This is a genomic window from Nocardia sp. NPDC058244, from assembly GCF_042882065.1.
In the GTDB taxonomy this organism is placed as follows: Bacteria; Actinomycetota; Actinomycetes; order Mycobacteriales; family Mycobacteriaceae; genus Nocardia.
Window position 1 is genome coordinate 538,348 of sequence record NZ_JBHVWX010000005.1, and the last position, 24,779, is coordinate 563,126.

Consider the following 24,779-nt stretch of genomic DNA (forward strand, 5'->3'; position numbering starts at 1 on the left):
TGCCGCGCGTTGCATCGATCGCGGCAAGTGGCGCGTCGGTCCACTATGTCGGATTCAGCGGAAGTCGTCGGCGTGCGCCGCCGCCCACTGACGGAAGTCACGTGGTGGTCGGCCTGTCACCTCTTCGACTGTGGGATAGATCTGGGACTCGTCGAGTGTCCGATCGCTGTAGAAGCTGAAGAAGGCGTCGATGTATTTCTCGGGTATCCGCCCGCTCATATCGGCACGGGCTTGCTCGTCGGTGAGCGGATGGAAGCGTAGGTCGCGCCCGAGCGCCTCCGCGAGAATTGCCAGCCGTTGGGCCGGCAGCAGGCGCTGCGGGCCGCTCAGCTTGTGGATGCGCTCCTCGTGTCCGGAGTCGAGCAGTGCGCGCACCGCCACGGCCGCGATGTCGTAGGGGTCCACCGAGGCGATGGGCACGTCGGCGAAACCGTCGCGGACATCGTCACCGGACCGCAGCTGGGGCAACCAGCGCAAGGCATTGGACATGAAGGCGTTGGGACGCAGAAAAGTCCAGGCCAGACCGGACTCGCGGACGGCGGTTTCAGAGGCGATCATGAACTCCGAGACGGCGTTTCGGGTGTCGGTGGCGACGGTGGCCAGGCTCGACAGCAACACGACCCGTTTCACTCCGGCCTGCCGCATCACGGTGAGCAGGCCCGGCATGTCGCGGTAGCCGGGCAACAGGAAGACCGCGTCGACGCCCTCGAAGCCGGCGGCGAGCGAGGTCGGCTCGTCCAGATCGCCGACGGTCTGCTCGACGGGCAAGTGGGTCTGCTCGCGCACCAGTGCGCGGACAGGTTGCCGCTCGCGGAGGAGCGCTTGGACTACTTCGCCGCCGACATTGCCGGTGGCGCCTGTGACGAGGATCAACGAAGGGTCCTTCCGAAGTGTGCTGCTGCGGTGTCGGCGGCCAGCGTGACCTGGGGGTCCTGGTCGTAGAAGTCGAATTGGCTGCCCTGCGTCCACAGGATGTCCTTGTGGCCGGTGAGTCCGGCGTGGAAGCGGCGGGCGCCGTCGGGGATCGCCGCGTCCTCGCTGTGCACGAGCAGGGTGGGCTGGGTGATCCGGGGCGCGAGGGCGATGGCATCGTAGGTGAGCCAGTCCTGCCAGGCCATGACGGCGAACCGGTTGGGCCAGGCCGGAATACCGCCTCGCGCCGGGTTGAGGTAGAAGTCGATGTCATAGGGCATGGCCGCACGGGGATCGGTCGTGCTGACCACGGGGACGTAGTCGACCTCGCCGGTTTCCTCGAAGTGGGCCCGGGCCCGCTCGGCGATCCGGATCTTCTCGGTGACCGCGTCAGGCCCACCGTAGGCGACCTCGCAGATGGCCGCATCGTGCAGCCACGGTGCGATCAGGGCGAGCGAGCCGACGCGCGGGTCGCGGACGGCGTTGCCCGCCATGTACATCGCGGCAGCGCAGATCCCCAGCGCGCCCAGTCGGTGGGAGTCGATCGACGGGTGTGAGGCCAGGAAGGTGACGGCGTGGCGGATGTCGTCGACCTTGCGTCCCGGGTTCTCGACCTCGCGCGGTGTGCCACCGGATTCGCCGAAACCGGTGAAGTCGAACGACAGCGCGGCAAACCCGCGGGCGGCGAGGTGTTCGGCGTAGCGGTCGGCCATGAGCTCCTTGACGCTGGTCCAGGTCCCAGCGACGACGATTCCCGGGACAGGGTCTTTGCTGTCGGGGAGGAACAATGTGCCGATGAGGGTGGTGTCCCCGGCGGGGACACCGACTGTGTGTCGAGTCGTCACGAACTGCCTTTCCGGCGGAGAGGGACGCAACGCACGGTGGTGCGCGGCCGTCGGTTCCTATCGAGGTTGCACAGGTGCTTTTCGGTGCGTGGATCGGTCGGCGGCATGCTCCAGCAGCCTTTCGTTGCCGTCACCCCAGCGCGCGTGCATCGTCACGCCGGTGATCTGCCAGTGGTCGCCGATCCGTCGCAGATCGAATCGGTACGTACCGCCCAGGGTCCACAGCGAATCTCCGTATCCGGTGACCAAGCGGTGGGTGGCCTGGAACGGGGCGGTGCACACCGCGGTGTCGTCGACGAGGCTGACCACCGGGTGGCCGAGTAGGTGGTGTGTGGAATCGAAGCCACCGAGTACCTGTGACCAACCCTCCACGATCTGTTCCGGTGAGAGCGTCGAGGGTTGGCCGCCATTGAGGCTCGTGTAGTCCAGACGTACTTCACCAGCAAACAATGTCGCGAGCACGTCCCACTCACGGTGGTCGGTATGCCAGGCCATCCGTGTGCACACTTCCGTCACGGCCTGGTGATCGGCCAGCCGGCGTAGCTCTCCCGCGACGGATTCGTCGGTCACGTTCATCAGGCGAATCCTGACGGCCGTACACCTGCGGGTGACCGAACAGCATGTTTCAGTGCCGGATTCGCGAGCTCGGAGAACCCGCCCCAGCCGACATCGCGTCCGCTCCCATGATCATGTCGGATACTGCTCATCGTGTCCCTTCCCAGCTGTATCGGGCAGCCAGAGCTCGGGCAGACACCCGGACCGCCCGATTCGAAAGTGTTGCGCTGCAACACAAATGATCTTGACGTCATCGGCTCCGCGACGGAAACAGCGATCCACTGTGGCGGTGCACGACGAATCGTTGTGACAGCTAGGGTGGTGCCGTGAGCGAGCTCGATCTCCGGCATCTGCGTTCGTTTCTGGCCGTGGCGCAGCAGCGGTCCATCACTCGAGCCGGAACGGCGATGCACCTGACACAGCAGGCGGTCTCAGCGCATGTGCAACAACTCGAACGTTCGCTGGGGGTGGCATTGCTGGTGCGCACCTCCCGCGGAGTTCTGCTCACCCCGGCCGGTGAGGAACTCGCGCTCGGCGCGGCGACGGTTGTCGACGACCTCACCCGCCTGGTTCACCGGGTGCGCGCGGTCGCCGACGCCCAGACCGGCACTCTCCGGCTGGCCTGCTGCCCAGCGGCTACCGCACTGTTCGCCGTCGCCGTGGCCGAGGCGCTCGAGACCACCGTCCCCGGGTTGCAGGTGAGCTTGCGAAGCGCCCGACACCCCAAGGACGAACTCGAACTCCTGCGCACCGGTGGCGCCGACGCGGCGTTCATGTGGCTGCCGATCGCCGACATCGGACTGCATCACGCGACAGTGCGCCGCGACCGGCGTGCTGTGGCGCTGTCACCGCGCCACGCTCTGGCGCACCGCACGAGCGTGACACTCGCCGACATCGCCGAGGACCCGGTCCTGCGCCCCGACGTCCTGACTTCCGACCAGGCACAACGGTTCTGGGCTGTGGACCCCAGGCCCGACGGCCGCTCAGCTCCCCTCGGCCCGATCGTCCCCACCGTCGAGGACTGTCTGCTCGAGGTCGGTCGCAACCGCGGCGTCTGGATCGCACCCCAGCCACTCGGCACCGCGATGCCCATCGGCGATCTGCGCTGGGTCCAGCTCGCCGACGCCGACCCCGTCGACCTGGCAGTCGTCTGGACCGAGCAGGCACCTGAGCCCCTGATCACACGGCTGATCGCCGAAGTCCGCGCCGTTGTCGGTCCCTCCACCGACGTCGGCCACCCCGTATCGGGCCGGCAGCAATGACAGTGGCCACGATCAGGATGGCGCAACGGCGGGTAAGCGAGACGTCGACCTGCCCCGGCCATGAGGCCCGCGACAACGTGGCCGTTGGGCAGATATCGGTACCGCAGGAACACTTCGATAAACCTTCTGGTGCCGTGCCCTTCGCGATTGGGACGGGAGGTCGACCGGCGGGCTTCGTAAACCGGGCGCACTGGCCCTTTATGCGGGCCTGGTCGAGCGCTGTCGGCCCCCGGTAGCGCGCCGGGATGCGCTGCCTGTCTACACGACTGTGCCGATCACATCGGTGATCGGCCCTCGATCGCGACGTTCGCCGAGTTCGTTCCCGCACGGTGACCCTGATGCACCTCGAGTCGCGTCGCCGCGACCGCCCGCGGCAGGGTGTTCCGGAACTGGCTTGATGCCAGTTTGCCTACCGGAACATACTTGTGCCACGGGGTGCCACAGCCTGGTTCAAGTCGTCAGCCACTGAAATGATCTCTCGCATAGACGGTCACACCGCGATTCTGGACGCGCATGGGTGAGGTGGGCTCGCTTGCGCTCCGGAGGTCCGGGCGACGTCCTCTACGAGGACATCCATCAGGTCATCGCGAAACCCGCCTGTTCGAGCTGATGACTGCGGCAGGGCAGCGAGACGCCCCCACGCACGCAGTCGAGCACTAGTCACGTTCGGTCGACCGTTCGGCGATCCGCATCGCCCACTCGTACAGCAAGGCCGGATCACCCAACGTCGCCCTGGCCGCGCGACGAGCTCCCGTACCACCCGCGGCGGACAGCAGATCGTAGAGTCCGAGGTGCACCCATTCCCACAGCATGCTGTCGAAGTTGTACGACATCATCGCCCGTTCGACCCGACCGCGAATCTCGATGATCTCGGTCGGGGACAAACCCACGCGGTGCAGCCGGTCCTCGGTGGACCGTTCGGCGTCGGCATCGAGTGCGGTGTCGAGGAAAGGTTCGAGCAGATCAGCCCAGATGTCGGGACGGCTGCGGACCGGGATGGCGTTGCGCGAGCAGAACTCCGCCAACGCGGACCGATCCGCGGCGCTGACGAACAACGTCTCGCCGCTGACGGTACGGACTTCCGGCGGCAACGCGGCGGGGTCGGCATCTCGGATCTGCCCGACCGCGACCGTCCCGTGCGGATACACCGACGCGCCTGCGAACGGGTAGTCCGTGAACCGGATCTCGGCCTCGGCAATGAACACCTGCATCCGTTCATTGTGACCGCCGAAGGGACACCCCGACCGGGCATGTGACCAACAACAGACAAGACGCGCAGAGCCCGAGCCGATCGACAGCACAGCGGTGCGATTCGGCTCGAGTTCGCGAAATTGCTGCGGTGTATGCCGATCGGGGTCGGCACCCTCCCGGTCGATTACCGAAACTGCGGTCCACGGGAAAAGTGCGGGCGTGAGATAGTCATTGATAATGCTCCCTCCACCCGGCGGCGGCACCGGACCATTTCGACCAGACAGGAACTCCCGCATGGCGCGCAAAGTGGTAGTCGACCTCGTCGACGACATCGACGGCACCACCCCTGCTACAGAAACGGTCACTTTCGGTATCGACGGCGCACTCTACGAAATCGACCTCTCCGACAGCAACGCCACCGAGCTCCGGACCACCTTGGAGCAATGGGTTCCGCACGCCCGCAAGACCGGCCGCACAGCCAAGTCGACCAGTCGACACGCTCCCGCACCGGCCAAGACGGCGCGCAACCGCAGCGATCTGTCCGCGATCCGCACCTGGGCCGCGGAAAACGGACACAAAGTCTCCGCACGCGGCCGCATCGCCGCAGACATTGTCGACGCCTACAACCAGGCCGTCGCCTGATCGGCGCGCAACCAACTCCACGATCCCACTGCCGACCGCGCCGAACAATCCGCGTCGCTAATCCACCGTGCTGAACCCCTCGACCAGCAGAATGGCAAATGGCCTGTCAGTGACACGAGAAAGAGGTGCCCTCATGAACATCGCACTGTGGATCGTCGCCGCGTTCCTGGCCGCCGTGTTCACCATGTCGGGCGTACTGAAACTCGCGCAGTCCAAAAGCAAGCTCGCCGAGTCCGGCATGGGCTGGGTCGAGAACTTCGAACCGGGAACCATCAAAGCGATCGGAGCGCTGGAACTCCTCGGTGCCGTGGGGCTCATCGTGCCCGCGGCACTCGGCATCGCCACCGTCCTCACGCCGCTGGCCGCGGTCGGCCTGATCCTCGTGATGGCGGGCGCGATCGTGGTTCATCAGCGGCGACAGGAATATCCGTTCGTCGCGGTGAACATCGTCTTGCTCGTCCTGGCCGCCTTCGTGGCTTGGGGCCGGTTCGGCCCTTATTCGTTCGGGGATTGACCCGCGACGGCAGCGGCATCGCTGGGCGTGCACCCCGAACCTCTGGGCCGGCTCGAAATGTCTGGTTGCGCCCCGTGAGGACCTTCGGGATGATGATCGGCAAGGGGTCCCATCGAAAGCCGTTGGAGGGCAACCCAGTCTGACATATTCGCGACGCCACGTTGAACCTCATGCTGTACAGCCCACTACGGGGGGTTATCGCATTTGGCACGGCCGCGTCGGTATAGCGCACGGAGTGTGCCGCTTCGAGTGCGGCGCACTCCAGGTTGTGGGTCAACGTTGGTCTGCAACTTCTGGATGGGGCTGCATCCTGATTCCGGGTGCCCAATCGGCGAGTAGACGCCTGTTTGAGGCACGCCCATCTTTGCTCTGCGCCACTGAAGGAGTCGGTGTGTTCGAAATTGCCTTGCTTGGTTCGCTGTGTTTCATCTGCTACATGACGCTGTGCGTAGTCGTGGTGCTCCGTACCGGCAGCGCAGCGGGCTTGCGTGAGGTCGCGATCGCTGTCCACGGATTGCGTCGGTTGACTCTGCGCTAGTCGCGGAGAAGCGAGCCGCGACCGGGCAGCTCACTGCCGGTCGAAGCACGACGAAGGCCCCGGACCCTCACACCGCTGTGGGTGGCCGGGGCCTTTCGGGTTCTGCTGGTCGCGACCGAGGTCGATCACCCCGCCCGCGCATGAACGCACGCTCCAGGCGAGCGTTCGGTGCGCGATTCAGAGGTTGGTGTCGAAGAACGGGATCAGCGCGTCCAGGGCGATCTTCACCGGCTCGGGGCGGTCGTAGAGGTCGTAGTGTGAGTACCCTTCGGCCACGACCAACTGCTTCTTCTCGGATCGGGCGCGGCGGTAGATCTCGAGTCCGTCCCGATAGGAGCCGAACGCGCCCGGCTTGTCGCCGACGACGACGCACAGTGGCTGGGTGAGCAGTACTTCCGCATGGGTGAACGCGTCCCAACCGTATCCCGCGGCGCGCCGCGAGATCATGCTGCGCGTTGTGCCGTGGGGCTGCCGGCCACGGGAGGTCGTGTAGTACTCGGTCGCCTCGACGACGTCGATGTCGAGTCCCTCGGCGGCCTCCACCGAGGGCGGGAGGAGGTTCTCGACAACAGGATCGGCGCCACGGGCTTCGGCCGTGCGCTGAGCCGCGATCGCCTCCAAGGCCGTGATCGGGTCGTACCCGCTGAAAGCCTCATGGAGCAGGTGACCGAAGTTCACGCCGACGACGCTGCCGACGACCTTGATTCGCCGTTCGGTCGTCGCGGCGCTGATGGAGTACCCTCCCCCACCACAGATTCCGAGCACCCCGATCCGGTCCGTGTCGACGTACGGGAGGGTGACTAGGTGGTCGATGACGTAGCTGAAGTCCTGCACGCGCTGCGTGGGATCTTCGATGAATCGGGGCTCACCACCACTGGCGCCCTGGTAGCTGGCGTCGAAGGCGACGGCGACGTAGCCCGCGTCGGCGAGTGCTGTTCCGTAGACATTCCCGGAGGTCTGTTCCTTGCAGCTGCCAATCGGATGGGCGGTGATGACGACGGGATACTTCCGGGACTCGTCGAACCCCGGTGGCAGGTAGATGTTCGCGGCGATATCCCAATATGGCGTCTTTACTGTGGCCGAGACGATGTTGTCGATGCTCATGGGGGCAATCCCTTCGGATAGCGGCTGCGGCTGTCCGCCGGAGGCCGACGTCGTGCTTCAACCACTGTCCAGAGATTCGTGGTGCCGCGACAGAGTCCCGCTGTCAGGGGTACCCTCAGTTCCCCTCTCGGAGCGGCGGTCACCTCGCGCGTGCAGCGACCGCCGCGGGTGCTTCAAGGCCCCGTCGCGGCCGCGAAGGCGGCGGCTCGGTCTCGCAGCAGCGCGACCAACTCGGGTGAGTCGACCACCTCGAACGGCCAGCGCACCCAGAGCAGTCCACCGGCCAGCATTTCGAGGCGGGTGTCGGCGATGCGCCAGTGTGTCCCTGGCTCGCCCGAGGGGAGAATGGCCGGTGAGAAGTCGGTGGCGAAGCCGCCCATGTAGGCCTGCACCTGGTCGATCGGGGCGTGGATCAGGATGGTGGCGGCGTACTCGCGTGGGGGCGCTCCCAGTTGGGCGGCCAAGAACGCCGCGGGATCGCCGCCGGGAACCGTGCGCGTGGGAAATCGCAGACCGGTCGGATCGGCGCGGGTGATCCGGTCGGCACGCAGGACCCGCCAGCCACGCTCGAGGTCGCGGCCGATGAGATACCACCGAGAGCCGCGCGGCACCAAGGCGATGGGTTCGATTCGGCGCACGGAGTCGGTGCCGGCCTCTGTCCCGACCGTATTCATGTATCGCAGTCGAACTTGCTCGGAGTCGCGGCAAGCCAGGGCGAGAACACCGAGAATTCCGGCGTCCAGCGGTGCTGGATAGGCCCCGGGTGCGACCCCGGCGGCATCCCCGAGAGCCATGGACGAGCGCAACGCCCGCATGCGGCGGGTGATCGAAGCGGGGAGTACCTGCTCGATCTTGGCCAGCGCGGTCAGCGCCAACTCGCTGCCGCCTGCCGAGCCGTTCGCCGCCGACGAGGCGAGCGCGGCGGCGAGCGCGAGCGCCTCGTCGGCGGTGAAAACCAGCGGCGGTAGATCGCTTCCGGTGGCGAGGCGGTACCCCCCGACCGGACCGCGTTGCGCGGCGATCCGGTAGCCCAGCCCGCGTAGCCGCTCGATGTCGCGACGCAACGTTCGGCCCGGGATGCCGAGGCGTTCGGCCAGTTCCGCACCCGGCCACGAGCGGCGGGTCTGCAGCAGCTCGAGCAGCCGGAACGCGCGTTCGACCGAGTTGGACTCCATCCCACGACCTTTCCGACATTGTGGACAGATTATGACCTAATCAACGACCAGTATGGACGTATCAACCCGGCACCACAGCAAAGGAACGCAACGATGACCATCCTCGTCACCGGCGCGACGGGCTCCGTCGGCCGCCACCTCGTCGCCACCCTCGTCGCGCGCGGCGCGTCGGTCCGCGCGCTGACCCGCAAGCCCGAGGACGCGAACCTGCCCGAGAGTGTCGAGGTCGTCGCAGGCGATCTCGCCGATGCCTCGACCTTCGGGCCGCAGGTGTTCGAGGGCGTAGATCGCGCCTTCGTCTTTCCGGTCAACGGGGTGGATGTGTTCGTCGAGGCCGCCGTGTCCGCCGGCGTGCACCGCTTCACGGTCCTCTCCTCGTTGGCGGCGGCGATGGAGTTCCCGCGCGACCGAGGATCGGCCAGCCAGCGGCACCACAGCGCCGTAGAAGCCGCCGTCACCGACCGCACAGACGCCTGGACGATCCTGCGTCCCGGAACCTTCGCCAACAACCTGCTCTCCTGGGCCTGGCAGATCCGCTCGGGCGCACCGATCCGGGCGCCGTACCTGGGATCCGCGCAAGCACCGGTCCACGAATACGACATCGCGGAAGCCGCGGCCGAGACCTTGCTGTCCGACGACTACATCGGGGAGACGGTCGTGATCACCGGTCCCCAGGCACTGACGCGCACCGATCAGGTCACCGCCATCGGTGCCGTGATCGGCCGTGAGATCCCGCTGGTCGAGATCACCCCCGACGAGTTCGTCAGCGAGACAGCGCAGTTCATCCCGCAGCCGATCATGAAGATGCTGCTCGACTACTGGCGCGACACCCTCACCGTGCCCGACCAGGTGCGTCCGGTCACCTCCGTGACCGGCAGGCCCGGGCGCACCCTCACCGACTGGATCACCGATCACCGAGCCGACTTCGGCGGCTGATGGGGCAGAGCGCGTTCGTACGGCCCGCCACGTCGACTGGGGCGGGCCGTGCCGTGTCCGCCCCGATGCTTTCGGAAGGAAGCGACAATGCCAGGTTGTCGTCGTGGGGATCGATGACAACCTGCGGTGCCGCGCGGTCAGCCGCTGCGCCGGGTGCGGTTACCGCTCTACCGCAGGGTCCGTTTGGAGCCGCTGTTGCGACCTCGCCGTGCAGGGCTAGCCATTGAATGTATCGGCGTATCTCGTGGCGCCCTGCCATGGTCTCCGGGGACTCCAACGCGCAGAATCGGAGCTCGGACCATTTGCCCTATGTGCTGGCCTCAGCGAAACCTGCTGGGCCGCATCAGGTCCAGACGTAGCATTGCGGATCCATCCGTCGCCACGCGCGGTTCATCTTGGCGTAGGCGGCTCGGCGGTAATGCGGCCATGTGTACCCGCCGGCGCGGAGCGCGCGGTGGTGGCCGACCCATACCAGGAGCATGACCGCGAGGAACAGGACGCGGTGCACGGCCATGGTGCAGCGGAAGCGGGTACGGGACCGGTTGCGAAGCAGCACCGCGAGTCGCTCACATTGCAACCGCACGTGGGGCACCTCGTCGGCCAGGATCTGGGCGCAGACCGCACGCAGGACCGGTGAGCCGGTCGCCCGGCGAATCGCGTTGTAATAGACCATCGCCAGAACTTCGACCATGACCACGGGGGTGGTCCAGACTTCGATGTCGGTGATGCTGTACCGAAGTCTGCGAAAGAGCGTGTCACCCCAATCAGCCTGTCGCCGTGGGATTCCCGCATCATCCAAGATCCGGCCCAGCAGCGCGCCGTGACGTTGCTCCTCACGGATGAACAGATCGATGACATCGCGATACGCGGGATCGTTGGTGGCAGCGGCGAATCGGTCCGCGGACGCCGCCAGATGTCGCCCATCCGATGTCTCGCCGAGCTGCCAGGCCTGCAGCGACCGGCGAAGAGGTGCCATCTCGGCTGGAGATGCCCAGACACCGTTCGATTGCCACGGAATCTCGCGCTGCTGGAGCGCATTCTGCTGGAAGTAGGCCAGCCATTCCTCGGTGGAGCGCACTCGTCGCTCACCCACCCGTTCGCCGACCGACGTCGCGTTCTTCGATTCCCCCACAGTCTCCCCCTCTGCTCGCCTCCAGTCGTACCCGAAGCGGGAGCCGGCCGCCAGGTGAACCTGCGACGAGACCGAGGCCGAGCTACCGGGAACCATTGTTTCCGGTAGCTCGGTATGTAGGCAGTGAACACTCGCCGGCAACCCTCACCGAAGCGCAACCACCTGACAGTCCCGATATCGAGGCGACCCGACGCGCCCGCACCGAACAGAACCGAAAACTTGCGATCTATCGACAGGCGCCGGAGGCCGGGACCGATCCGCAGCTCGTCGCATCCCGCCGAGCCGATCCCGCCGACAAAGCATCCGGCGTATCGGAGACTCGGCCTGAAACTGACCTATAACGACAAAACGCGGATGGTATCGCCTAAGCGATACCATCCGCGTGTGCAAAGAAAGTGTCCGGAGGGGGACTTGAACCCCCACGCCCTAATACGGGCACTAGCACCTCAAGCTAGCGCGTCTGCCATTCCGCCACCCGGACTTGCTGGTGTGCCAAAAGATTATCCGACGCGGTGACGGAATCCAAATCGCCTAGGTGACCTGCTGTTTTGCCCACTCTGCCCACTCCTGGTTCATGCGGTAGAAGCGCTTGCCCCACTCGAGGGCGATGTGGCCGTTGGTGGAGAAGGGGTTGGCGGTCCAGTCGACCGCGGATTCGAGGGTGCTGAGTTCGGCGAGGGCGGTGGCGGAGCGGGTCTCGAGGGTGGTGAGGTAAGTGATCGCTTCGGCGGGGGTGAGGGCGTCGAGGAAGAAGACGCGCAGGAGGGTTTCGTTGCGAGTGATCGGTTTGGGGGCGACTTCGGTGAGCCAGTGGTGGAGGTCGGCGCGGCCGTCGGGGGTGATCGTGTATTCCTTGCGGCCGCGGGGGCCCTCGTCGGAGATGGTGATCTTGCCGGTGTCGGCGAGCTTGGTGAGTTCGGTGTAGATCTGGCTCTGGGTGGCGGGCCAGACGTTGGCGAGGGATTCCTTGAAGCGGTGGATCAGGTCGTAGCCGCTGGCGGGGCGGTCGGCGAGCAGGCCGAGCAGGGCGTGACGGAGGCTCATGCCTCTCACCTTACATTCCACTCTTGACATGTCGAAGTAGGAACCTCTAATTTCGACCTGTCTGAATTGGAATGTCGCGCTACTCGCGTACTCAGGGAGTCACCATGTCCTACCTGCGCACTTTTGCTCCGTGGATCGTCTATGCGTTGGTTCCCGGCTCGTACTGGCAGTGGGCGGCGCTTGCCGCCGCCGTGCTCGCGCTCGCCGAGCTGGTGGTGCGCAGGCGGAGTGGGGCCGGGTTCGACGCGCTGATCATCGAGATCGGGACGCTGGCGTTCTTCGCGGGGCTGACCGCGCTGGCGTTCAGCGATCCCGACACCGGGCTGCACGCCTACTCCCCTGCGCTCTCGCACACCGCGCTGGCGCTGATCGCCGGCGTCTCGCTGGCCGTCGGGATGCCGTTCACCCTCGGGATCGCGAAACAGACCACACCACAGGAGGTCTGGGCGGAGCCACTGTTCGTGCGGACGGCGTATGTGCTCACCGCGGTGTGGACGGCGAGCTTCGCGGTCGGCGCGGTGCTGCTGGCGGTACTGGCGCACGCGGACACCTGGCCGCGGACGCTCGCGCACGCGCTGACGTTCGCGGTGCCGATGGTGTTCACCGTGCGGTACGTCGCCTACATCCAGGCCAAGGCGGCCGCGTTCGACGCTGTGTGAGCCGTTCAGGGCCCCCTACGTCACCGGCTCAGCCGGCGCGGGCGGGCTCCGCGTCGACGGCGGGCTCGGCCGTCGACGTGGTGGCGGTGTGGCGGCCGGTGACCAGGAACAGCACGACGAGGCCTACCGCCAGCCACACATAGGTGTCGCCGACGACGTGTTGCCACCACGCCCACGAGGTCTCCCGGTGTTCGCCGTCGGGCAGGAAGCTGTGCGGCGCGATGACGAAGACCGCCGCCACCACGACCGCCGTCGCGTACCAGCCGCGCGCGCTGGCGATGGGCAGGGTGCGCGCGTGGCAGACGATGGCGAGCAGGGCGGGCGCGATCCACACCCAGTGGTGCGACCACGAGATCGGCGAGAGCAGCAGGGTGAAGACCGCGTTGAGGGCCAGCGCGATCGCGGGGGCGTCAGCGGCCTTGCGCATGGCGGCGACGACGAGCACCAGCAGCAGGGCGCCCAGGACCAGCCAGAGGGCGTCGAAGGGCAGCCCGGTGATGTGCAGGCGGGCCAGCACGGCCTGGATGGACTGGTTGGTGTGGAAGGCCGAGCCGCTCAGGCCGGAGACGTTGCCGAGGCCGCCGAACCAGTAGCGGGTGGATTCGCCGGGCAGCAGGGCGAACGAGGCGATGGTGGCGACGGCGCCGGTGGCCGCGGCGGTGGCGGCGGCCTTGTAGTCCTTGCGGACCAGGAAGAACAGCACGAACGCGGCCGGTGTCAGCTTGATGGCCGCGGCCAGGCCGATCAGCATGCCGCGCGGGTAGCGGGTCTTGGGCAGCAGGCAGTCGGTGGCGACGAGCACCATCAGCAGCAGGTTGACCTGGCCGAAGTCGATGGTCGAGCGCACCGGTTCCAGCAGCATCGCGGCGGGCAGCGCGCACGCGGTCACCAGCAGCGCGGCCTGGCGGTTGTCGCGGTGGTAGCGCCGGGCGACGAGGAACAGCGTCCAGGCGAGCGCGGCGATCGAGGCCACGACGTAGAGGATCTTGGCCACTCCCCAGGGCAGCAGCGCGAACGGCGCGAGCGCGATGGCGGCGAACGGCGGATAGATGAACGGCAGGCCGATCCCGATGGAGGTCTTGGGCAGCTGGCCGTACATGTCGGCGCCGTCGCGCATGGCCTCGATGCCGAGGCGATACACCTGCAGGTCGATGAAGCCGCCGGAGTACTGCTCGAACGGCCAGAGCGGGACGCGCACGCACACGATCGAGACGACGGTGAGCAGCACCGGCACCAGCCACCATGCTCGATTGATCGGGCGTGGGGAGGGCTGCCGCACGGGGTGGGTGGTGTCACTACTCATCCGCGGCGACTATACCGACTCACGTGCCGCGCCGCGCCATCGCCCGTCGGCGGCGGTGACCCGCGCAATAGCCAGCGGGATGCCCGATGGGGCTGGTCGGAGCGGATTCCGGAGCCGACGGTTCGACGCGTTCAGTCGCCCCGGTTGTAGCGGGTGAGGAGGCTCGCCAGCGTCGCGACGTCGGCGTCGGTCCAGTCCGTGAAACGGTCGGCGAAGGCCTCGCGACGGCGTTGCTCGGCCGCGCGCGCCACGGCCCGGCCCGCCTCGGTGGCATGTAGGAGATGGTTGCGCCGGTTGCCCGGGTCGACCTCGCGGGTGAGATAGCCGAGCCGCTCGAGCGCGCCGACCTGTCTGCTGACGGTCGACTTGTTGAGCAGGAACTGTTCGGCCAGATCGGTGGCCTGACAGCCGCCGCGCTCCAGGATCAGGTCGAGGATGCTGTAGGCGACCAGGGTGAGCTCGGGGTGCAGTTCGGCCGCGCGGCCGCGGGCGCGGCGGGCGAAGGCGGTGAGCTCGCGCTGGATGGCGTCGACGGCGGCGGTTCTTGTGTCGGGCGCATTCATAGTTGTATGCTACAACAATCAAAGTTGTATTTACCAACCGTTTGGAGATCTCCGGCGATGACCACCACCCAGCTACGGCATGTTGCCGGACATCTGCTGACGCCGTTGCTGATGTGCCTCGGGATGGCGTTCGCCTATCTCGGCGCGTTCCATCAGCCGACGCCGAACCATCTCGAGCTGGCCGTGGTCGGCGACTCACCGCAGGCGATGGTGCTGGCGCAGACCATGAAGGACAAGGCGGGTGACGGGGTCGACATCATCACCGTGCCGACCCGGGACGCGGCGCTCGCGGCGCTCGGCGACCGTGAGCTCACCGGCGCCTACGTGCCCGACGAGCGACGGCCGGAGCTGCTCGTCGCGACGGCGGGCTCCGACACCACCGCGATGGCCGCCGAGGTGGCCTTCCGGCGGGTCTCCGACCATCAGGGCGTGCCGCTGGTCGTCACCGACGTGACCGCGAAGGCGGACGGGGACCCGACCGGGCAGGGGCTGTTCTTCCTGCTGGTCGCGTTGAGCGTGGGCGCGTACGGCAGCGTCGCGGTGATCGGGGCCGCGGGCGCGATGCTGCGGATGCGGGTGCGCGTGGCGATCGGTGTGGTGACCGCGTTCGTCGTGAGCCTGATCGGAATCGTGGTGGCGGGTCCGGTGTTCGGGGTCGTCGACCACAACTACGCGGCAGTGTTCGGGGTCGCCTGGCTCTACAGCGCGGGGATCATCCTGATCGGCATCGGACTGCACACCTTCCTGAAGCGGTGGACGACGCTCGCGCTCATCACGCTGTTCGTGATGCTGAACTTCACCACCTCCGGCGGCGTCTACGGGCCGCAGCTGCAGAACGGCTTCTTCGGTGCGCTGCATTCGTTCTGGAACGGCGCCGACTTCGTCGAGGGATTGCGAACCCTGCTGTACTTCGACACCGCGACCGGGTTCGGGACACGGCTGCTCGGTCTGTTCGCGTGGCTCGCGGTCGGCGTGCTGCTCGTCGTCGTCGCGGGTCGGCACGAGGCCCGCAACACGCCGAAGCCGGTCGCGTCCGCCGCGGTCGAGGAGGAGATCGGCGAGTCGGTCGCCGTCTGACGGACGCGGCGGGAACCTCGCTCGCCGAAAATCGTTGCCGAGGCTTCGGATCCGGGATCCGGGCGCAGGTCAGCGGGTTCGCCAGGGCGTTGCGCGGAAAGGGTCGCGGTATCGCGTAGGGGCGAGTACGGTGTAGCGCGCAACCGCGGCCAGCGTCAGGCGCCGCGTGGGGGTCGAACGCGGAAAGGGTGGGCTGCACCGATGAATCATCCCGGCGCGCAACCTTTCGGCGACCCGATCCCGCTCGAACAGCGCTACACCAGCGCCGACCCGATCGACTGGTGCGGCGCCGAGGTGTATCCGATGTACGCCGAGGCGTTGCCGGCCGGGACGACGGCGGTGCGGTTGCGCGCGGTGTCGGTGCTGCCGCCGCCCGAGGTGTCCGGGCTCGGCCTCGGGCTGACCGTGCAGGGCGGGTATGTGCACCTGAACGGGAAAACGTTGCAGGGCGTCGACATCTGGTACGACGCGCTCGCCGACGGGGTCGACATCACGGTCACCGCGGAGGGGCCGGAGCCGCTGTTCACCCTCACGCCGGTCTGGGCGGTCGGCTCGGGGACCCAGCAGTCCTGGACCGGCAACTACGGCATGGTCATCGACCTGTACCCGGGCGGCTCGTCGACGCTGTGGTGCAGTACCGGGCCCGGCACACCGGATTTCAACGAACTCGTCGTCGAGCTGACCACCTTCCCGGCGCCCGACCCCGCACCGTTCGTGGCACCACCCTCGTCGACCGCGGCGCCGTCGATCCGGGCGGCCAGCGCGCACACTCCGTTCGCGCCGGTCACCTTGCCGCCCACGCCGGCGATCACGGCCGCGATGCTGGCGGCCGGTCCCCCGGCCGGGTACGTGTTCTCGGCGGCCGACGCTCCGCCGGATGTCGCGCCCACCCCGCACCTTCCGGCACCGGCCGTGATGCGGACGGCCGACCACCCGGCGGCACCCATTTCGGCAACCGGTCCCCTGCCTGCCAACGCCCATCCGGCAACCGATCCCCTGGCGGCTCGCGCCATTTCGGCAACCGATCCCCTGGCAGCTACCGCTATTCCGGCTACCGACTCCCGGACAGCTGGCCCTGCGAGATCGGTAGCCGAACCCCCGTCAGGGGCGGCGATGCCGACGGCCGGTGCACTGTGGGCGGCCGATCCCCGAGCAGCTGCTGGAGCAGCGATCGAGTCTTCTACGGCGGCCGCGATGCCGATCGTCGGCGCCCTGTCGACGGCTCATTCTCCGGCTCCGGCCACTGGATCGTCAGGCGAGCTGTCCTCGGCGGCCGCGTCGCAGACCGCCGACTTCGGATCATTCGCGAGATCGGCGGCCGAACCTCCGTCAAGCGCGGCGATGCCGACGGCAGGTGCAGTCTGGGCGGCCGATCCCCGAGAAACGGCCGCAGGACCGGCAACCGAATTCCCTTCGGAAGCCATGATGCCGATACCCAGTGCCCTCGCGGCGGCCGATGCTCGCGCAACGGCCGAGAGGCCGGACACCGAGCATCCCTCGATGGCCGCGATGCCGGTACGTGGTGGCCTGTCGACGGCCAGTTCCGATGCAGCGGGCGCGCGACCAGCGGCCGAGCAGCCCCCTGCGGCCGCGGTGCCGGTGGACAGCTACTCGGAGGCGGACAGTTTTCGGATCGGGGACCCGACACCAGCTGCCGAATTTCCGACGGCTGCCGCGCGGCCGACAACCGGCTATCCGGCGGCGGCCTCCGGGCCACCGACCCTGCCTACGCGACAGCCGACTCCGCATCCTGTGGATCCGACACCTGCCGTCGAGGACGGACTTTCCCTGGCACCGGCAGTCCCGCCGACGTCGACCATCGCGGGGCACCAGGCAGCCACCGCACCGGCACTCATGCCACCCACGGTCGCCGGGCGACAGGTAGCCAGCCCACCGCCAGACCTGCCGCCGACCACCGCAGCACAGCAAGCAACCGCCGCACCGGCACTCATGCCCCCCACCATCGCGGCACAACAGGCAGCCACTGCACCGGCGCTCATGCCACCCACGATCGCGGAGCAACAGGCAACCGCCGGACCAGTACTCATTCCACCCACCATCGCGGGGCGGCAAGCAACCAGCCCACCGGCAGACCTGCCGCAGACCATCGCGGCACAACAGGCAACCGCCGCACCGGCATTCATGCCATCCACGATCGCGGAGCAACAGGCAGCCGCCGCACCGGCATTCATGCCACCCACCATCGCCGGGCGACAGGCAACCAGCCCACCGGCAGACCTGGCGCCCGAGCACCCCGCACCGCGCGACCTCAGGGCGGGGCATCCGGCTCCCCCGCCCCCGGCGATCACGCCGGACCCGCGCGTCGAGACGGCCCCTACGATCGCACCGCCGACCCTGCGCGCACCGCAGGCTTCGGGGGGACAGAGTATCGGGCGGGCGCTCTACGATCTGGGGACCGCGATGAACGAACGGGGTGAGCACGATTCGGCGCGCACGCTGTTGACGCAGGCCGCCGAGGCGGGGCACAGTGCGGCGGCCTACGACCTGGGGGTGCTGCTGCTGCGCGATGGTGATCGCGCCGGTGCCGAGCACTGGTGGAAGGCCGCGGCCCACGATGATCCGCGGGCCGCGGCCTCCCTCACCGAACTGCCGCGCTAGCGCGTCTGATCCGCCAGCGCCGACACCGCGCGCGGGCCGACTTCGCGCACCGGAGCGACCTCACGAGACGCGATGTGCGCGGGTCTGCGCCGCGGCGCCGCGAACGGTTCCGCCAGCGCGTTGTCGACGCTGTTGAACACCAGGAAGATGTTCGAGCGCGGGTACGGCGTGATGTTGTTCGACGAACCGTGCATCAGGTTCGAGTCGAACAGCAGGGCCGACCCGGCCCGCCCGGTGAACTGCGTGATGCCGTAGCGGGCGGCGAGGAAGGTGATGTCGTCGTTGGTCGGCACCCCGAACCGCTGCTCCCGCAACGATTCCCGGTAGTGCCCCTCGGGCGTCTCGCCCAGGCACGGCACGAAGGTGCGGTGCGAGCCGGGCATCAGCATCAGGCTGCCGTTGAACGGGTAGTTGTCGGTCAGCGCGATCGACAGGCTCACCGCCCGCGGGGCGGGCATGCCGTCCTCGGCGTGCCAGGTCTCGAAATCGGAGTGCCAGGCGAACCCGCTGCCACCGAACCCGGGCATGTAGTTGACCCGGGTCTGATGCAGGTACACCGCCGATCCGAGGATCTGCTCGGCCAGCCCGACGATCCGCGATTCGGCCAGCAGCTCCGCGATCGGCTTGCTGAGCCGGTGCACCTGGAACACCGAACGCACCTGTCCGGCCACCGGTTCCACCACCACCCGGTCGTCGCCGTAGAGCACGGGATCGGCGGCGAGGTGGCCGATCTCCGCGCCGAACGCGGCGACCTCGTCGGGGCTGAGCAGGTCGGGGATGACCGCGTACCCGTTGGCATCGAAGCCGGCCAGCTCGGGCGAGGTGACCCGGCCCCACACCGTCGGATCGGTGCGTTCGATGTGCGGGGCCGGCTCGATCAGCCGGGTCGGGTAGCGGTCGAGCCGATCAGACACGGGCATCCTCCTCGACGATGAGCGGATACACCCCGTTCTCATCGTGTATTTCGCGGCCGGTGACGGGCGGATTGAACACACACAGCATCCGCAGCCGGGTGCGCGCGTGCACCTGATGACGTTCGTTGCCGTCGAGCAGGTACATCGAGCCGGGGCCGAGCTGGTGGACGGTCTCGTTGTCGAGGTCGAGCAGACTGCCCTCGCCCTCGACCAGCCAGACCGCCTCCACGTGGTTCTGGTAGTGGAACTCGTGGACCGTGCCCGCGTCGATGGTGGTCTCGTGGAAGGAGAAGCCGACGCGGTCCCCGGCCAGGACGATGCGCTTGCTGCGCCAGCCGGGACCCGCCACGTCGCGTTCGGTGCCGGTGATCTCGGCGGTGGTGCGCACGATCATGCGGCACCTCCGCACACGGCGTCGATCGAGGCCGACAGGACCGACAGGCCACGGGCGAGTTCGTCGCTGCCGAGTGTCAACGGCGGCAACAGTTTCACCACCTCGTCCATCGATCCTGAGGTCTCCACCAGCAGCCCGTCCTCGAAGGCGGTCCGGCAGACCTTGCCCGCCTGCGACGGATCGTCGAAGACGATGCCGTGGACCATGCCGCGGCCCCGCGTCGAGACCCCGTCGTAGCGGTCGGCGACCGCGGACAGGGTGCGCCCGACGTACTCGCCGTTGGCGGCGGTGCGCTGGGCCAGCGTGTCGTCGCTCCAGTACTCGCGCAGCGCGGCCGTCGCGGTGACGAAGGCGGGGTTGTTGCCGCGGAAGGTGCCGTTGTGCTCACCCGGCGCCCACTGGTCGTGCTCGGGCTTGAGCAGCACCAGCGCCATCGGCAGGCCGTAGCCACCGATCGACTTGGACAGCGTGACGATGTCGGGGGTGATGCCGGCGATCTCGAAGGAGAAGAACGGACCGGTCCGGCCGCACCCCATCTGGACGTCGTCGACGATGAGCAGGATGTCGCGCGCGGCGCACAGGCCGGCCAGGTGCCGCAGCCATTCCGCGCGGGCCAGGTTGACCCCACCCTCGCCCTGCACGGTCTCCACGATCACCGCGGCGGGGCGGTCGAAACCGGACGAGCTGTCGTCGAGGACGCGCTGCATCCAGCCGAAGTCCTCGATGGTGTTGTCGAAATACCCGTCGTAGGGCATCGGGGTGGCGTGCTCGAGCGGCACGCCGGCACCGGCCCGCTTGGCGGCGTTGCCGGTGACCGACAGCGCGCCCAGGGTCATGCCGTGGAAGGCGTTGGTGAAGCTGAGCACCGTCTTGCGGCCGGTCACCTTGCGGGCCAGCTTCAGCGCGGCCTCGACGGCGTTGGCGCCGGTCGGGCCGGGGAACTGCACCTTGTAGTCGAGGCCACGCGGGGACAGCACGGTGTCCCGGATGGTCTCCAGCAGTTCGCGTTTGGCGACGGTCGACATGTCGAGGCCGTGGGTGATGCCGTTGCCCGCGATGTAGTCGAGCAGCGCGCGTTTGAGCACGGGGTTGTTGTGGCCGTAGTTCAGCGCACCGGCGCCGGCGAAGAAGTCGAGGTATTCCCGACCCTGCTCGTCGCGCAGCCAGGCACCCTCGGCGGTGGTGAAGACCGTCGGCCAGTCACGGCAGTAGCCCCGCACATTCGATTCCATGGCCTCGAAGATGCTGGTGTCGGTGGTCGTGATCATCGTCGTTCCTCCTGGCGCTGAGCGGGTGCGATGACATACAGCAGCTCGGCCTCGTGTGAATCGGGGAAATCGTGCGTTTCGAACAGCGAGACGGTGCGCAAACCCGCACCGCGCTCGCGGGCCACCGCGGCGAACAGCGCCTGGGAGGCGGTGTTGCCGGGTGAGATCGTGGTTTCCAGCGTGGTGATGCCCGCGGGGGCCACCGCATCCAGCAGCGTGTGCAGGATGCGGCCGGCCAGGCCGCGGCCACGGAATTCGGCGACGACGGCGATCTGCCAGACGAACACGGTGTCCGGCGCTTCGGGGCGGACGTATCCGATGACGAATCCCACCGCGCGGCCGTCGCTGTCGGCGACCAGCGAGGTGGCGGCGAAATCGCGACACCACAGCAGGTAGGCGTAGCTGGAGTTGACGTCGAGTACCTGCGAGTCGCGGGCGATCCGCCACAGCTGGGCTCCGTCACCCAGCCGGGGTGGGCGCAGTATCGGTTCGGAACCGAGAACCGCAGGGGCGGAAGCGGATTCGATGGACACGGTGGACGAAGGCATACATCTACAGTGTCGAACCGACTTTGCGGTCTCTGTGTCGAGCTCTTTGCAGTTGTATGACGAGTCTTTTACTACGCTTGCGGGTCGAGCCGATAGCCCAGACCACGCACCGTGACCACGATGCGCGGGTCGGACGGATCGCGTTCGATCTTGGTGCGCAACCGGCGCACGTGGACGTCGACGATCCGCTCGTCACCGAAAAAGCCCTGGTCCCACACCCTTTCGAGCAGGACGGCGCGACTGAGCACCCGGCCGGGAGTCTCGGCGAGCTCACAGAGCAAGCGGAACTCGGTGACCGTGAGGTGGATCTCGGTGTCGCCGCGGCGGACCGCGCCCGCGTCGGTGGCCAGCACCAGCGGTGCGACCGGGTCGGCGTCGAGCACCGCTTCGGGCGTGACGTCACGATCGGCGGTGATCCGCGCGCGCCGGCGCAGCGCGCGCATCCGCGCGGTGATCTCCTTGATCTCGAACGGCTTGCTGACGAAATCGTCGGCGCCCGCCTCGAGGGCCGCCACGACATCGTGGGTGTCGTAGCGGGTGCTGATCACGATGATCGGCACGTCGTGGTCGCGGCGGATCTCCCTGATGCAGTCGAAGCCGTCGGTCTCCCCACGCATGAGGTCGACGATCATCAGGTCGGGCGGTCCGTCGCTGCGGAGCTGGTCGAGCGCGTCCTCGGGGACACCCGCCTCGGCGACGGCGTATCCCTCGTCTTCCATCGCGCGGCGCAGATCGCCGCGCATCTGGACGTCGTCGTCCACGATCATCAGGTTCGCGCTCATGCCCGTACCTCGCTCTCGCGAGATCCGACCATGACCGCGCCGGTGGCCGAGTTCGGCCACCGTTCGCTTCGCTCGCACATGTGCACATCCTTTGCTGACACGCCGGGCGTGCGCCGGATCACTGCGGGGAGTTCGCGTCCCCAGACCGACACGACATCCCGTCTTCGAGCTCGTTACCGATCCGTTATGTACCCAGACCCGAGGTCGCGTAAACCCGCCGTAACAATTCGCCCGGTCAGCGGGCGATCCGGACGGCCATCGGGAGCGCTGGTCCGGTGGCATAGTCGAGGCGTGACACCGACCTATGACGACATCGAGGCCGCCGCCGCCAGGATCGACGGGCTGGTCCGCCCGATCACCGTCGCACCGGCCGCTCCCGGCCCGGCACCGCTGACCTTCGCGCTGGAGTTCCTGCAGTTCACGGGCACTTTCAAGGCGCGTGGCGCGCAGAACTTCGTGCGCGCGCACGCGGCGGCGGGGACGCTGCCCGCGGCCGGTGTGACGATCGCCTCGGGCGGCAACGCGGGACTCGCGTGCGCGTGGGCGGCGCGCGAGGCCGGGGTGCCGGCGACGGTGTTCCTGCCCGACACCGCTCCCCCGGTGAAGATCCGTCGATTGCGTGACTACGGCGCCGAGGTGCGCCTGATCGGTCCGGAGTACAAGCAGGCCCTCGCCGCGTGCCAGGAATTCGCCGCGACCAGCGGCGCGCTGTCCTCGCACGCCTACGACCATCCGCTCATCGCGGCGGGCGCGGGCACGCTGATGCGCGAGATCCATGCGCGCGTCCCCGATCTGGACACCGTGCTCGTCGCCGTCGGCGGCGGCGGGCTGTTCACCGGAACCGCCGTCGCCGCACAGCATGTCGGGGTCCGCACGGTCGCGGTCGAGCCGGTGGGCAGCCGGTCGCTGCACGCGGCGCTCGCGGCGGGCAGGCCGGTGGACGTCACCGTCGATTCGGTGGCCGCCGATTCCCTGGGCGCGCCGAACGTCTCGGCCATGGCGCTGGCCGCGGCGCAGCACGAGAGCGTGCGCTCGGTCCTGGTCGACGACGACCTGATCCGGCGGGCCCGCAGGCAGCTCTGGGACGAGCACCGGATCGCGGTCGAATGGGGTGCCGCGACGGCGCTCGCCGCGCTGCTCGACGGCGGTGCGGGCGCGGCGTACCGGCCCGAGCCCGGCGAGCGGGTCTGCGTGATCCTGTGCGGGGCCAATACCGATCCCAGCGATCTGGTGCGCTGAGCGAGGTCAGCGGCGCAGGGCGGTCGGCTGTCCGATCCGGGCGAGTTTGTCGGGGTTGCGCATCGCGTAGAGGCCGGTCACCAGCCCGTCGTCGACCCGGACGGCGATGACCGTGTCGATCGTGCCGTCGAGGCGCAGGATCAGCGCGGGGTGGCCGTTGACCGGCACCGGGGTGACGGTCATCGTGGCACCGATCCGGGGCATGCTGCCGGACAGCAGCGCCGCGACGCGGTCGGCGCCGACGACGGGCGCGAGCGCGGCCTGCACGACGCCGCCGCCGTCACCGAGGAACACGACATCGGGGGCGAGGATGTCGAGCAGGGACTGCAGGTCGCCGGTTTCCACCGCCCGCTGGAACGCGTCGATCGCGTCGCGTGACTGCGCGGGCGAGACGATCCCGCGCGGGCGGCGCGCGGCGACGTGAGCGCGGGCCCGGCGTGCGATCTGGCGGACCGCGGCGGGCGTCTTGTCGACGGCCTCGGCGATCTCGTCGTAGGGCAGGTCGAAGACCTCGCGCAGCACGAACACCGCGCGCTCGGTCGGGGCCAGGGTCTCCAGGACGAGCAGCATCGCCATCGAGACGCTTTCCGCCAGTTCGACATCGGCGGCGACATCGGGCGTGGTGAGCAGCGGCTCGGGCAACCACGGACCGACGTAGGACTCCTTGCGGCGGCCGAGGGTCCGCAACCGCATCAGGGCCTCGCGGGTGGTGATCCGTACCAGGTAGGCGCGGTGGTCGAGCACCATGCCGAGATCGACACCGACCCAGCGCAGCCAGGTCTCCTGCAGGACGTCCTCGGCGTCGGCGGCCGAGCCGAGCATCTCGTAGGCGACGGTGAAGAGCAGATTGCGGTGGGCGACGAAGGCCTCGGTGGCGGGGCCCGGCGCGCTCGGCGAGGTGGCATACACGCCCATCAGATGCCGCCGCCGGGAATTCTGTGACAGCAGCTGGATATGGTCCACGTCACAGCGCCGGGGTTGTCACACCGCACGGGCCCGCGGCATCTCCATGGTCGTTCGCAAGACCCACGATGTGAGGACGAACTCATGGAACCCCGTTTCACCCTGGTGGACAACGAGATCGGCGCGAAATTCGCCAAGCGTTTCGGCAACGCCAGCCTGGCCATCCTGCAATCGACACTGCCCAAGACCACTCAGGATCTGGTGATGCTGCGCGTCAGCCAGATCAACGGGTGCGGATGGTGCACCGATGTGCACAGCAAAGACCTGGCACACGCCGGGGAACCCGCGACCAGGATCAACCTGGTCGCGGCCTGGCACGAGGCGGCGGTGTTCACCGAGGCCGAGCGGGCCGCGCTGGCGCTGGCCGAGGAGGGCACCCGGATCGCCGACGCCGCGCGCGGGGTCACCGACGAGACCTGGGCGCGAGTGCGTGCGCACTACGACGACGATCAGATCGCGGCGCTGGTCGCGCTGGTCGCCCAGATCAACGCGGCCAACCGGCTCGGCGTGATCGTGCGCCAGCAGGGCGGATCGTACGTGCCCGGCGCGTACGACATCGTCGCGTCCTGACCCCGGATCGGGCCCTGGATCCGGCGATCC

At 68.2% G+C, this 24,779-nt stretch carries 26 protein-coding genes and 1 tRNA gene; 10 read left to right on the forward strand and 17 right to left on the reverse strand.

Features of this window, described 5'->3' with window-relative positions; all coding sequences use genetic code 11:
• Nucleotides 1–54: 54 nt before the first annotated feature.
• Genes ACFVW6_RS18960 through ACFVW6_RS18970 form a run of 3 tightly spaced genes read right to left on the reverse strand, consistent with a single transcriptional unit; the run spans nucleotide 55 to nucleotide 2,333 of the window.
• A complete protein-coding gene (locus tag ACFVW6_RS18960; RefSeq protein ID WP_378829237.1) occupies nucleotides 55–873 on the reverse strand; it encodes an NAD(P)H-binding protein in 819 nt (272 codons plus the stop codon).
• Nucleotides 870–1,757: an alpha/beta hydrolase gene (locus ACFVW6_RS18965; RefSeq protein WP_378829239.1), complete on the reverse strand. Its 888-nt coding sequence runs from the start codon at nucleotides 1,755–1,757 to the stop codon at nucleotides 870–872. The genes ACFVW6_RS18960 and ACFVW6_RS18965 overlap by 4 nt, the downstream gene beginning before the upstream one ends.
• A gap of 57 nt (nucleotides 1,758–1,814) precedes the next feature.
• The gene (locus tag ACFVW6_RS18970) at nucleotides 1,815–2,333 is read right to left on the reverse strand and encodes a nuclear transport factor 2 family protein (protein ID WP_378829243.1); all 519 of its coding nucleotides are present in this window, start codon (nucleotides 2,331–2,333) and stop codon (nucleotides 1,815–1,817) included.
• Nucleotides 2,334–2,638: 305 nt separating this feature from the next.
• Here ACFVW6_RS18970 and ACFVW6_RS18975 point away from each other — a divergent pair, with 305 nt between their 5' ends.
• A complete protein-coding gene (locus ACFVW6_RS18975; RefSeq protein ID WP_378829245.1) occupies nucleotides 2,639–3,574 on the forward strand; it encodes a LysR family transcriptional regulator in 936 nt (311 codons plus the stop codon).
• 656 nt (nucleotides 3,575–4,230) lie between these two features.
• Here the strand turns inward: ACFVW6_RS18975 and ACFVW6_RS18980 are convergent.
• A complete protein-coding gene (locus tag ACFVW6_RS18980; protein ID WP_378829247.1) occupies nucleotides 4,231–5,061 on the reverse strand; it encodes a hypothetical protein in 831 nt (276 codons plus the stop codon).
• Here ACFVW6_RS18980 and ACFVW6_RS18985 point away from each other — a divergent pair.
• The 3 genes from ACFVW6_RS18985 (at nucleotide 5,060) to ACFVW6_RS18995 (ending at nucleotide 6,459) form a co-directional block, all read left to right on the forward strand.
• Nucleotides 5,060–5,407 carry an Lsr2 family protein gene (locus tag ACFVW6_RS18985; protein ID WP_378829249.1) on the forward strand — a complete coding sequence of 116 codons (348 nt, stop codon included), beginning with the start codon at nucleotides 5,060–5,062 and terminating at the stop codon, nucleotides 5,405–5,407. The genes ACFVW6_RS18980 and ACFVW6_RS18985 overlap by 2 nt on opposite strands.
• A gap of 133 nt (nucleotides 5,408–5,540) precedes the next feature.
• Nucleotides 5,541–5,921, forward strand: coding sequence for a DoxX family protein (locus ACFVW6_RS18990; protein WP_378829251.1), 381 nt, complete (start codon nucleotides 5,541–5,543; stop codon nucleotides 5,919–5,921).
• Nucleotides 5,922–6,312: 391 nt separating this feature from the next.
• Nucleotides 6,313–6,459, forward strand: coding sequence for a hypothetical protein (locus tag ACFVW6_RS18995; RefSeq protein WP_378829253.1), 147 nt, complete (start codon nucleotides 6,313–6,315; stop codon nucleotides 6,457–6,459).
• 177 nt (nucleotides 6,460–6,636) lie between these two features.
• Here ACFVW6_RS18995 and ACFVW6_RS19000 read toward each other — a convergent pair whose 3' ends face one another.
• Complete coding sequence (locus ACFVW6_RS19000) at nucleotides 6,637–7,563, reverse strand: alpha/beta hydrolase (protein ID WP_378829255.1); 927 nt, start codon at nucleotides 7,561–7,563, stop codon at nucleotides 6,637–6,639.
• Nucleotides 7,564–7,736: 173 nt separating this feature from the next.
• Nucleotides 7,737–8,738, reverse strand: a complete 1,002-nt coding sequence (locus ACFVW6_RS19005; RefSeq protein WP_378829257.1) for a helix-turn-helix transcriptional regulator — start codon at nucleotides 8,736–8,738, stop codon at nucleotides 7,737–7,739.
• Between the two features lie 93 nt (nucleotides 8,739–8,831).
• Between ACFVW6_RS19005 and ACFVW6_RS19010 the strand changes: the two genes are divergently transcribed.
• Nucleotides 8,832–9,674: an NAD(P)H-binding protein gene (locus tag ACFVW6_RS19010; protein ID WP_378829259.1), complete on the forward strand. Its 843-nt coding sequence runs from the start codon at nucleotides 8,832–8,834 to the stop codon at nucleotides 9,672–9,674.
• A gap of 343 nt (nucleotides 9,675–10,017) precedes the next feature.
• Here ACFVW6_RS19010 and ACFVW6_RS19015 read toward each other — a convergent pair whose 3' ends face one another.
• From ACFVW6_RS19015 to ACFVW6_RS19025, 3 genes are all read right to left on the reverse strand, one after another.
• On the reverse strand, nucleotides 10,018–10,806 hold the full coding sequence (locus ACFVW6_RS19015; protein WP_378829262.1) for a ferritin-like domain-containing protein: 789 nt from the start codon (nucleotides 10,804–10,806) through the stop codon (nucleotides 10,018–10,020).
• A 396-nt stretch (nucleotides 10,807–11,202) separates the two neighbouring features.
• Nucleotides 11,203–11,287, reverse strand: a tRNA-Leu gene (locus ACFVW6_RS19020).
• A gap of 50 nt (nucleotides 11,288–11,337) precedes the next feature.
• Nucleotides 11,338–11,850, reverse strand: coding sequence for a PadR family transcriptional regulator (locus ACFVW6_RS19025; RefSeq protein WP_378829264.1), 513 nt, complete (start codon nucleotides 11,848–11,850; stop codon nucleotides 11,338–11,340).
• A gap of 104 nt (nucleotides 11,851–11,954) precedes the next feature.
• Between ACFVW6_RS19025 and ACFVW6_RS19030 the strand changes: the two genes are divergently transcribed.
• Nucleotides 11,955–12,509 carry a hypothetical protein gene (locus ACFVW6_RS19030; RefSeq protein WP_378829266.1) on the forward strand — a complete coding sequence of 185 codons (555 nt, stop codon included), beginning with the start codon at nucleotides 11,955–11,957 and terminating at the stop codon, nucleotides 12,507–12,509.
• A 28-nt stretch (nucleotides 12,510–12,537) separates the two neighbouring features.
• Here the strand turns inward: ACFVW6_RS19030 and ACFVW6_RS19035 are convergent, their stop codons facing one another.
• Nucleotides 12,538–13,812 (reverse strand): glycosyltransferase 87 family protein, encoded by a 1,275-nt coding sequence (locus ACFVW6_RS19035; RefSeq protein WP_378829268.1) that lies wholly within the window; start codon nucleotides 13,810–13,812, stop codon nucleotides 12,538–12,540.
• A gap of 131 nt (nucleotides 13,813–13,943) precedes the next feature.
• Nucleotides 13,944–14,375, reverse strand: a complete 432-nt coding sequence (locus ACFVW6_RS19040; protein WP_378829270.1) for a MarR family winged helix-turn-helix transcriptional regulator — start codon at nucleotides 14,373–14,375, stop codon at nucleotides 13,944–13,946.
• A gap of 57 nt (nucleotides 14,376–14,432) precedes the next feature.
• Between ACFVW6_RS19040 and ACFVW6_RS19045 the strand changes: the two genes are divergently transcribed.
• Nucleotides 14,433–15,452 (forward strand): hypothetical protein, encoded by a 1,020-nt coding sequence (locus ACFVW6_RS19045; RefSeq protein ID WP_378829272.1) that lies wholly within the window; start codon nucleotides 14,433–14,435, stop codon nucleotides 15,450–15,452.
• Nucleotides 15,453–15,755: 303 nt separating this feature from the next.
• Nucleotides 15,756–18,071: a hypothetical protein gene (locus tag ACFVW6_RS19050; protein WP_378829274.1), complete on the forward strand. Its 2,316-nt coding sequence runs from the start codon at nucleotides 15,756–15,758 to the stop codon at nucleotides 18,069–18,071.
• Here ACFVW6_RS19050 and thpD read toward each other — a convergent pair.
• The 5 genes from thpD to ACFVW6_RS19075 form a co-directional block, all read right to left on the reverse strand.
• A complete protein-coding gene (thpD, locus tag ACFVW6_RS19055; RefSeq protein ID WP_355280350.1) occupies nucleotides 18,068–18,991 on the reverse strand; it encodes an ectoine hydroxylase in 924 nt (307 codons plus the stop codon). The two genes, ACFVW6_RS19050 and thpD, sit on opposite strands and share 4 nt — an antisense overlap.
• A complete protein-coding gene (locus ACFVW6_RS19060) occupies nucleotides 18,978–19,379 on the reverse strand; it encodes an ectoine synthase (protein WP_378829278.1) in 402 nt (133 codons plus the stop codon). The genes thpD and ACFVW6_RS19060 overlap by 14 nt, the downstream gene beginning before the upstream one ends.
• Nucleotides 19,376–20,647: a diaminobutyrate--2-oxoglutarate transaminase gene (ectB, locus tag ACFVW6_RS19065; RefSeq protein WP_378829280.1), complete on the reverse strand. Its 1,272-nt coding sequence runs from the start codon at nucleotides 20,645–20,647 to the stop codon at nucleotides 19,376–19,378. The genes ACFVW6_RS19060 and ectB overlap by 4 nt, the downstream gene beginning before the upstream one ends.
• Nucleotides 20,644–21,195: a diaminobutyrate acetyltransferase gene (ectA, locus tag ACFVW6_RS19070; RefSeq protein ID WP_378829282.1), complete on the reverse strand. Its 552-nt coding sequence runs from the start codon at nucleotides 21,193–21,195 to the stop codon at nucleotides 20,644–20,646. Before ectA ends, ectB begins: the two co-directional genes overlap by 4 nt.
• 71 nt (nucleotides 21,196–21,266) lie before the next feature.
• The gene (locus ACFVW6_RS19075) at nucleotides 21,267–21,977 is read right to left on the reverse strand and encodes a response regulator transcription factor (RefSeq protein ID WP_355280342.1); all 711 of its coding nucleotides are present in this window, start codon (nucleotides 21,975–21,977) and stop codon (nucleotides 21,267–21,269) included.
• A gap of 291 nt (nucleotides 21,978–22,268) precedes the next feature.
• Here ACFVW6_RS19075 and ACFVW6_RS19080 point away from each other — a divergent pair, with 291 nt between their 5' ends.
• On the forward strand, nucleotides 22,269–23,216 hold the full coding sequence (locus ACFVW6_RS19080; RefSeq protein WP_378829285.1) for a threonine/serine dehydratase: 948 nt from the start codon (nucleotides 22,269–22,271) through the stop codon (nucleotides 23,214–23,216).
• 6 nt (nucleotides 23,217–23,222) lie between these two features.
• On the opposite strand, the gene ACFVW6_RS19085 is transcribed toward ACFVW6_RS19080, so the two are convergent.
• Nucleotides 23,223–24,131, reverse strand: coding sequence for an RNA polymerase sigma-70 factor (locus ACFVW6_RS19085; protein WP_378829287.1), 909 nt, complete (start codon nucleotides 24,129–24,131; stop codon nucleotides 23,223–23,225).
• Between the two features lie 132 nt (nucleotides 24,132–24,263).
• On the opposite strand from ACFVW6_RS19085, the gene ACFVW6_RS19090 reads away from it, so the two are divergent.
• Nucleotides 24,264–24,749 carry a carboxymuconolactone decarboxylase family protein gene (locus ACFVW6_RS19090; RefSeq protein ID WP_378829289.1) on the forward strand — a complete coding sequence of 162 codons (486 nt, stop codon included), beginning with the start codon at nucleotides 24,264–24,266 and terminating at the stop codon, nucleotides 24,747–24,749.
• Nucleotides 24,750–24,779 lie beyond the last annotated feature (30 nt).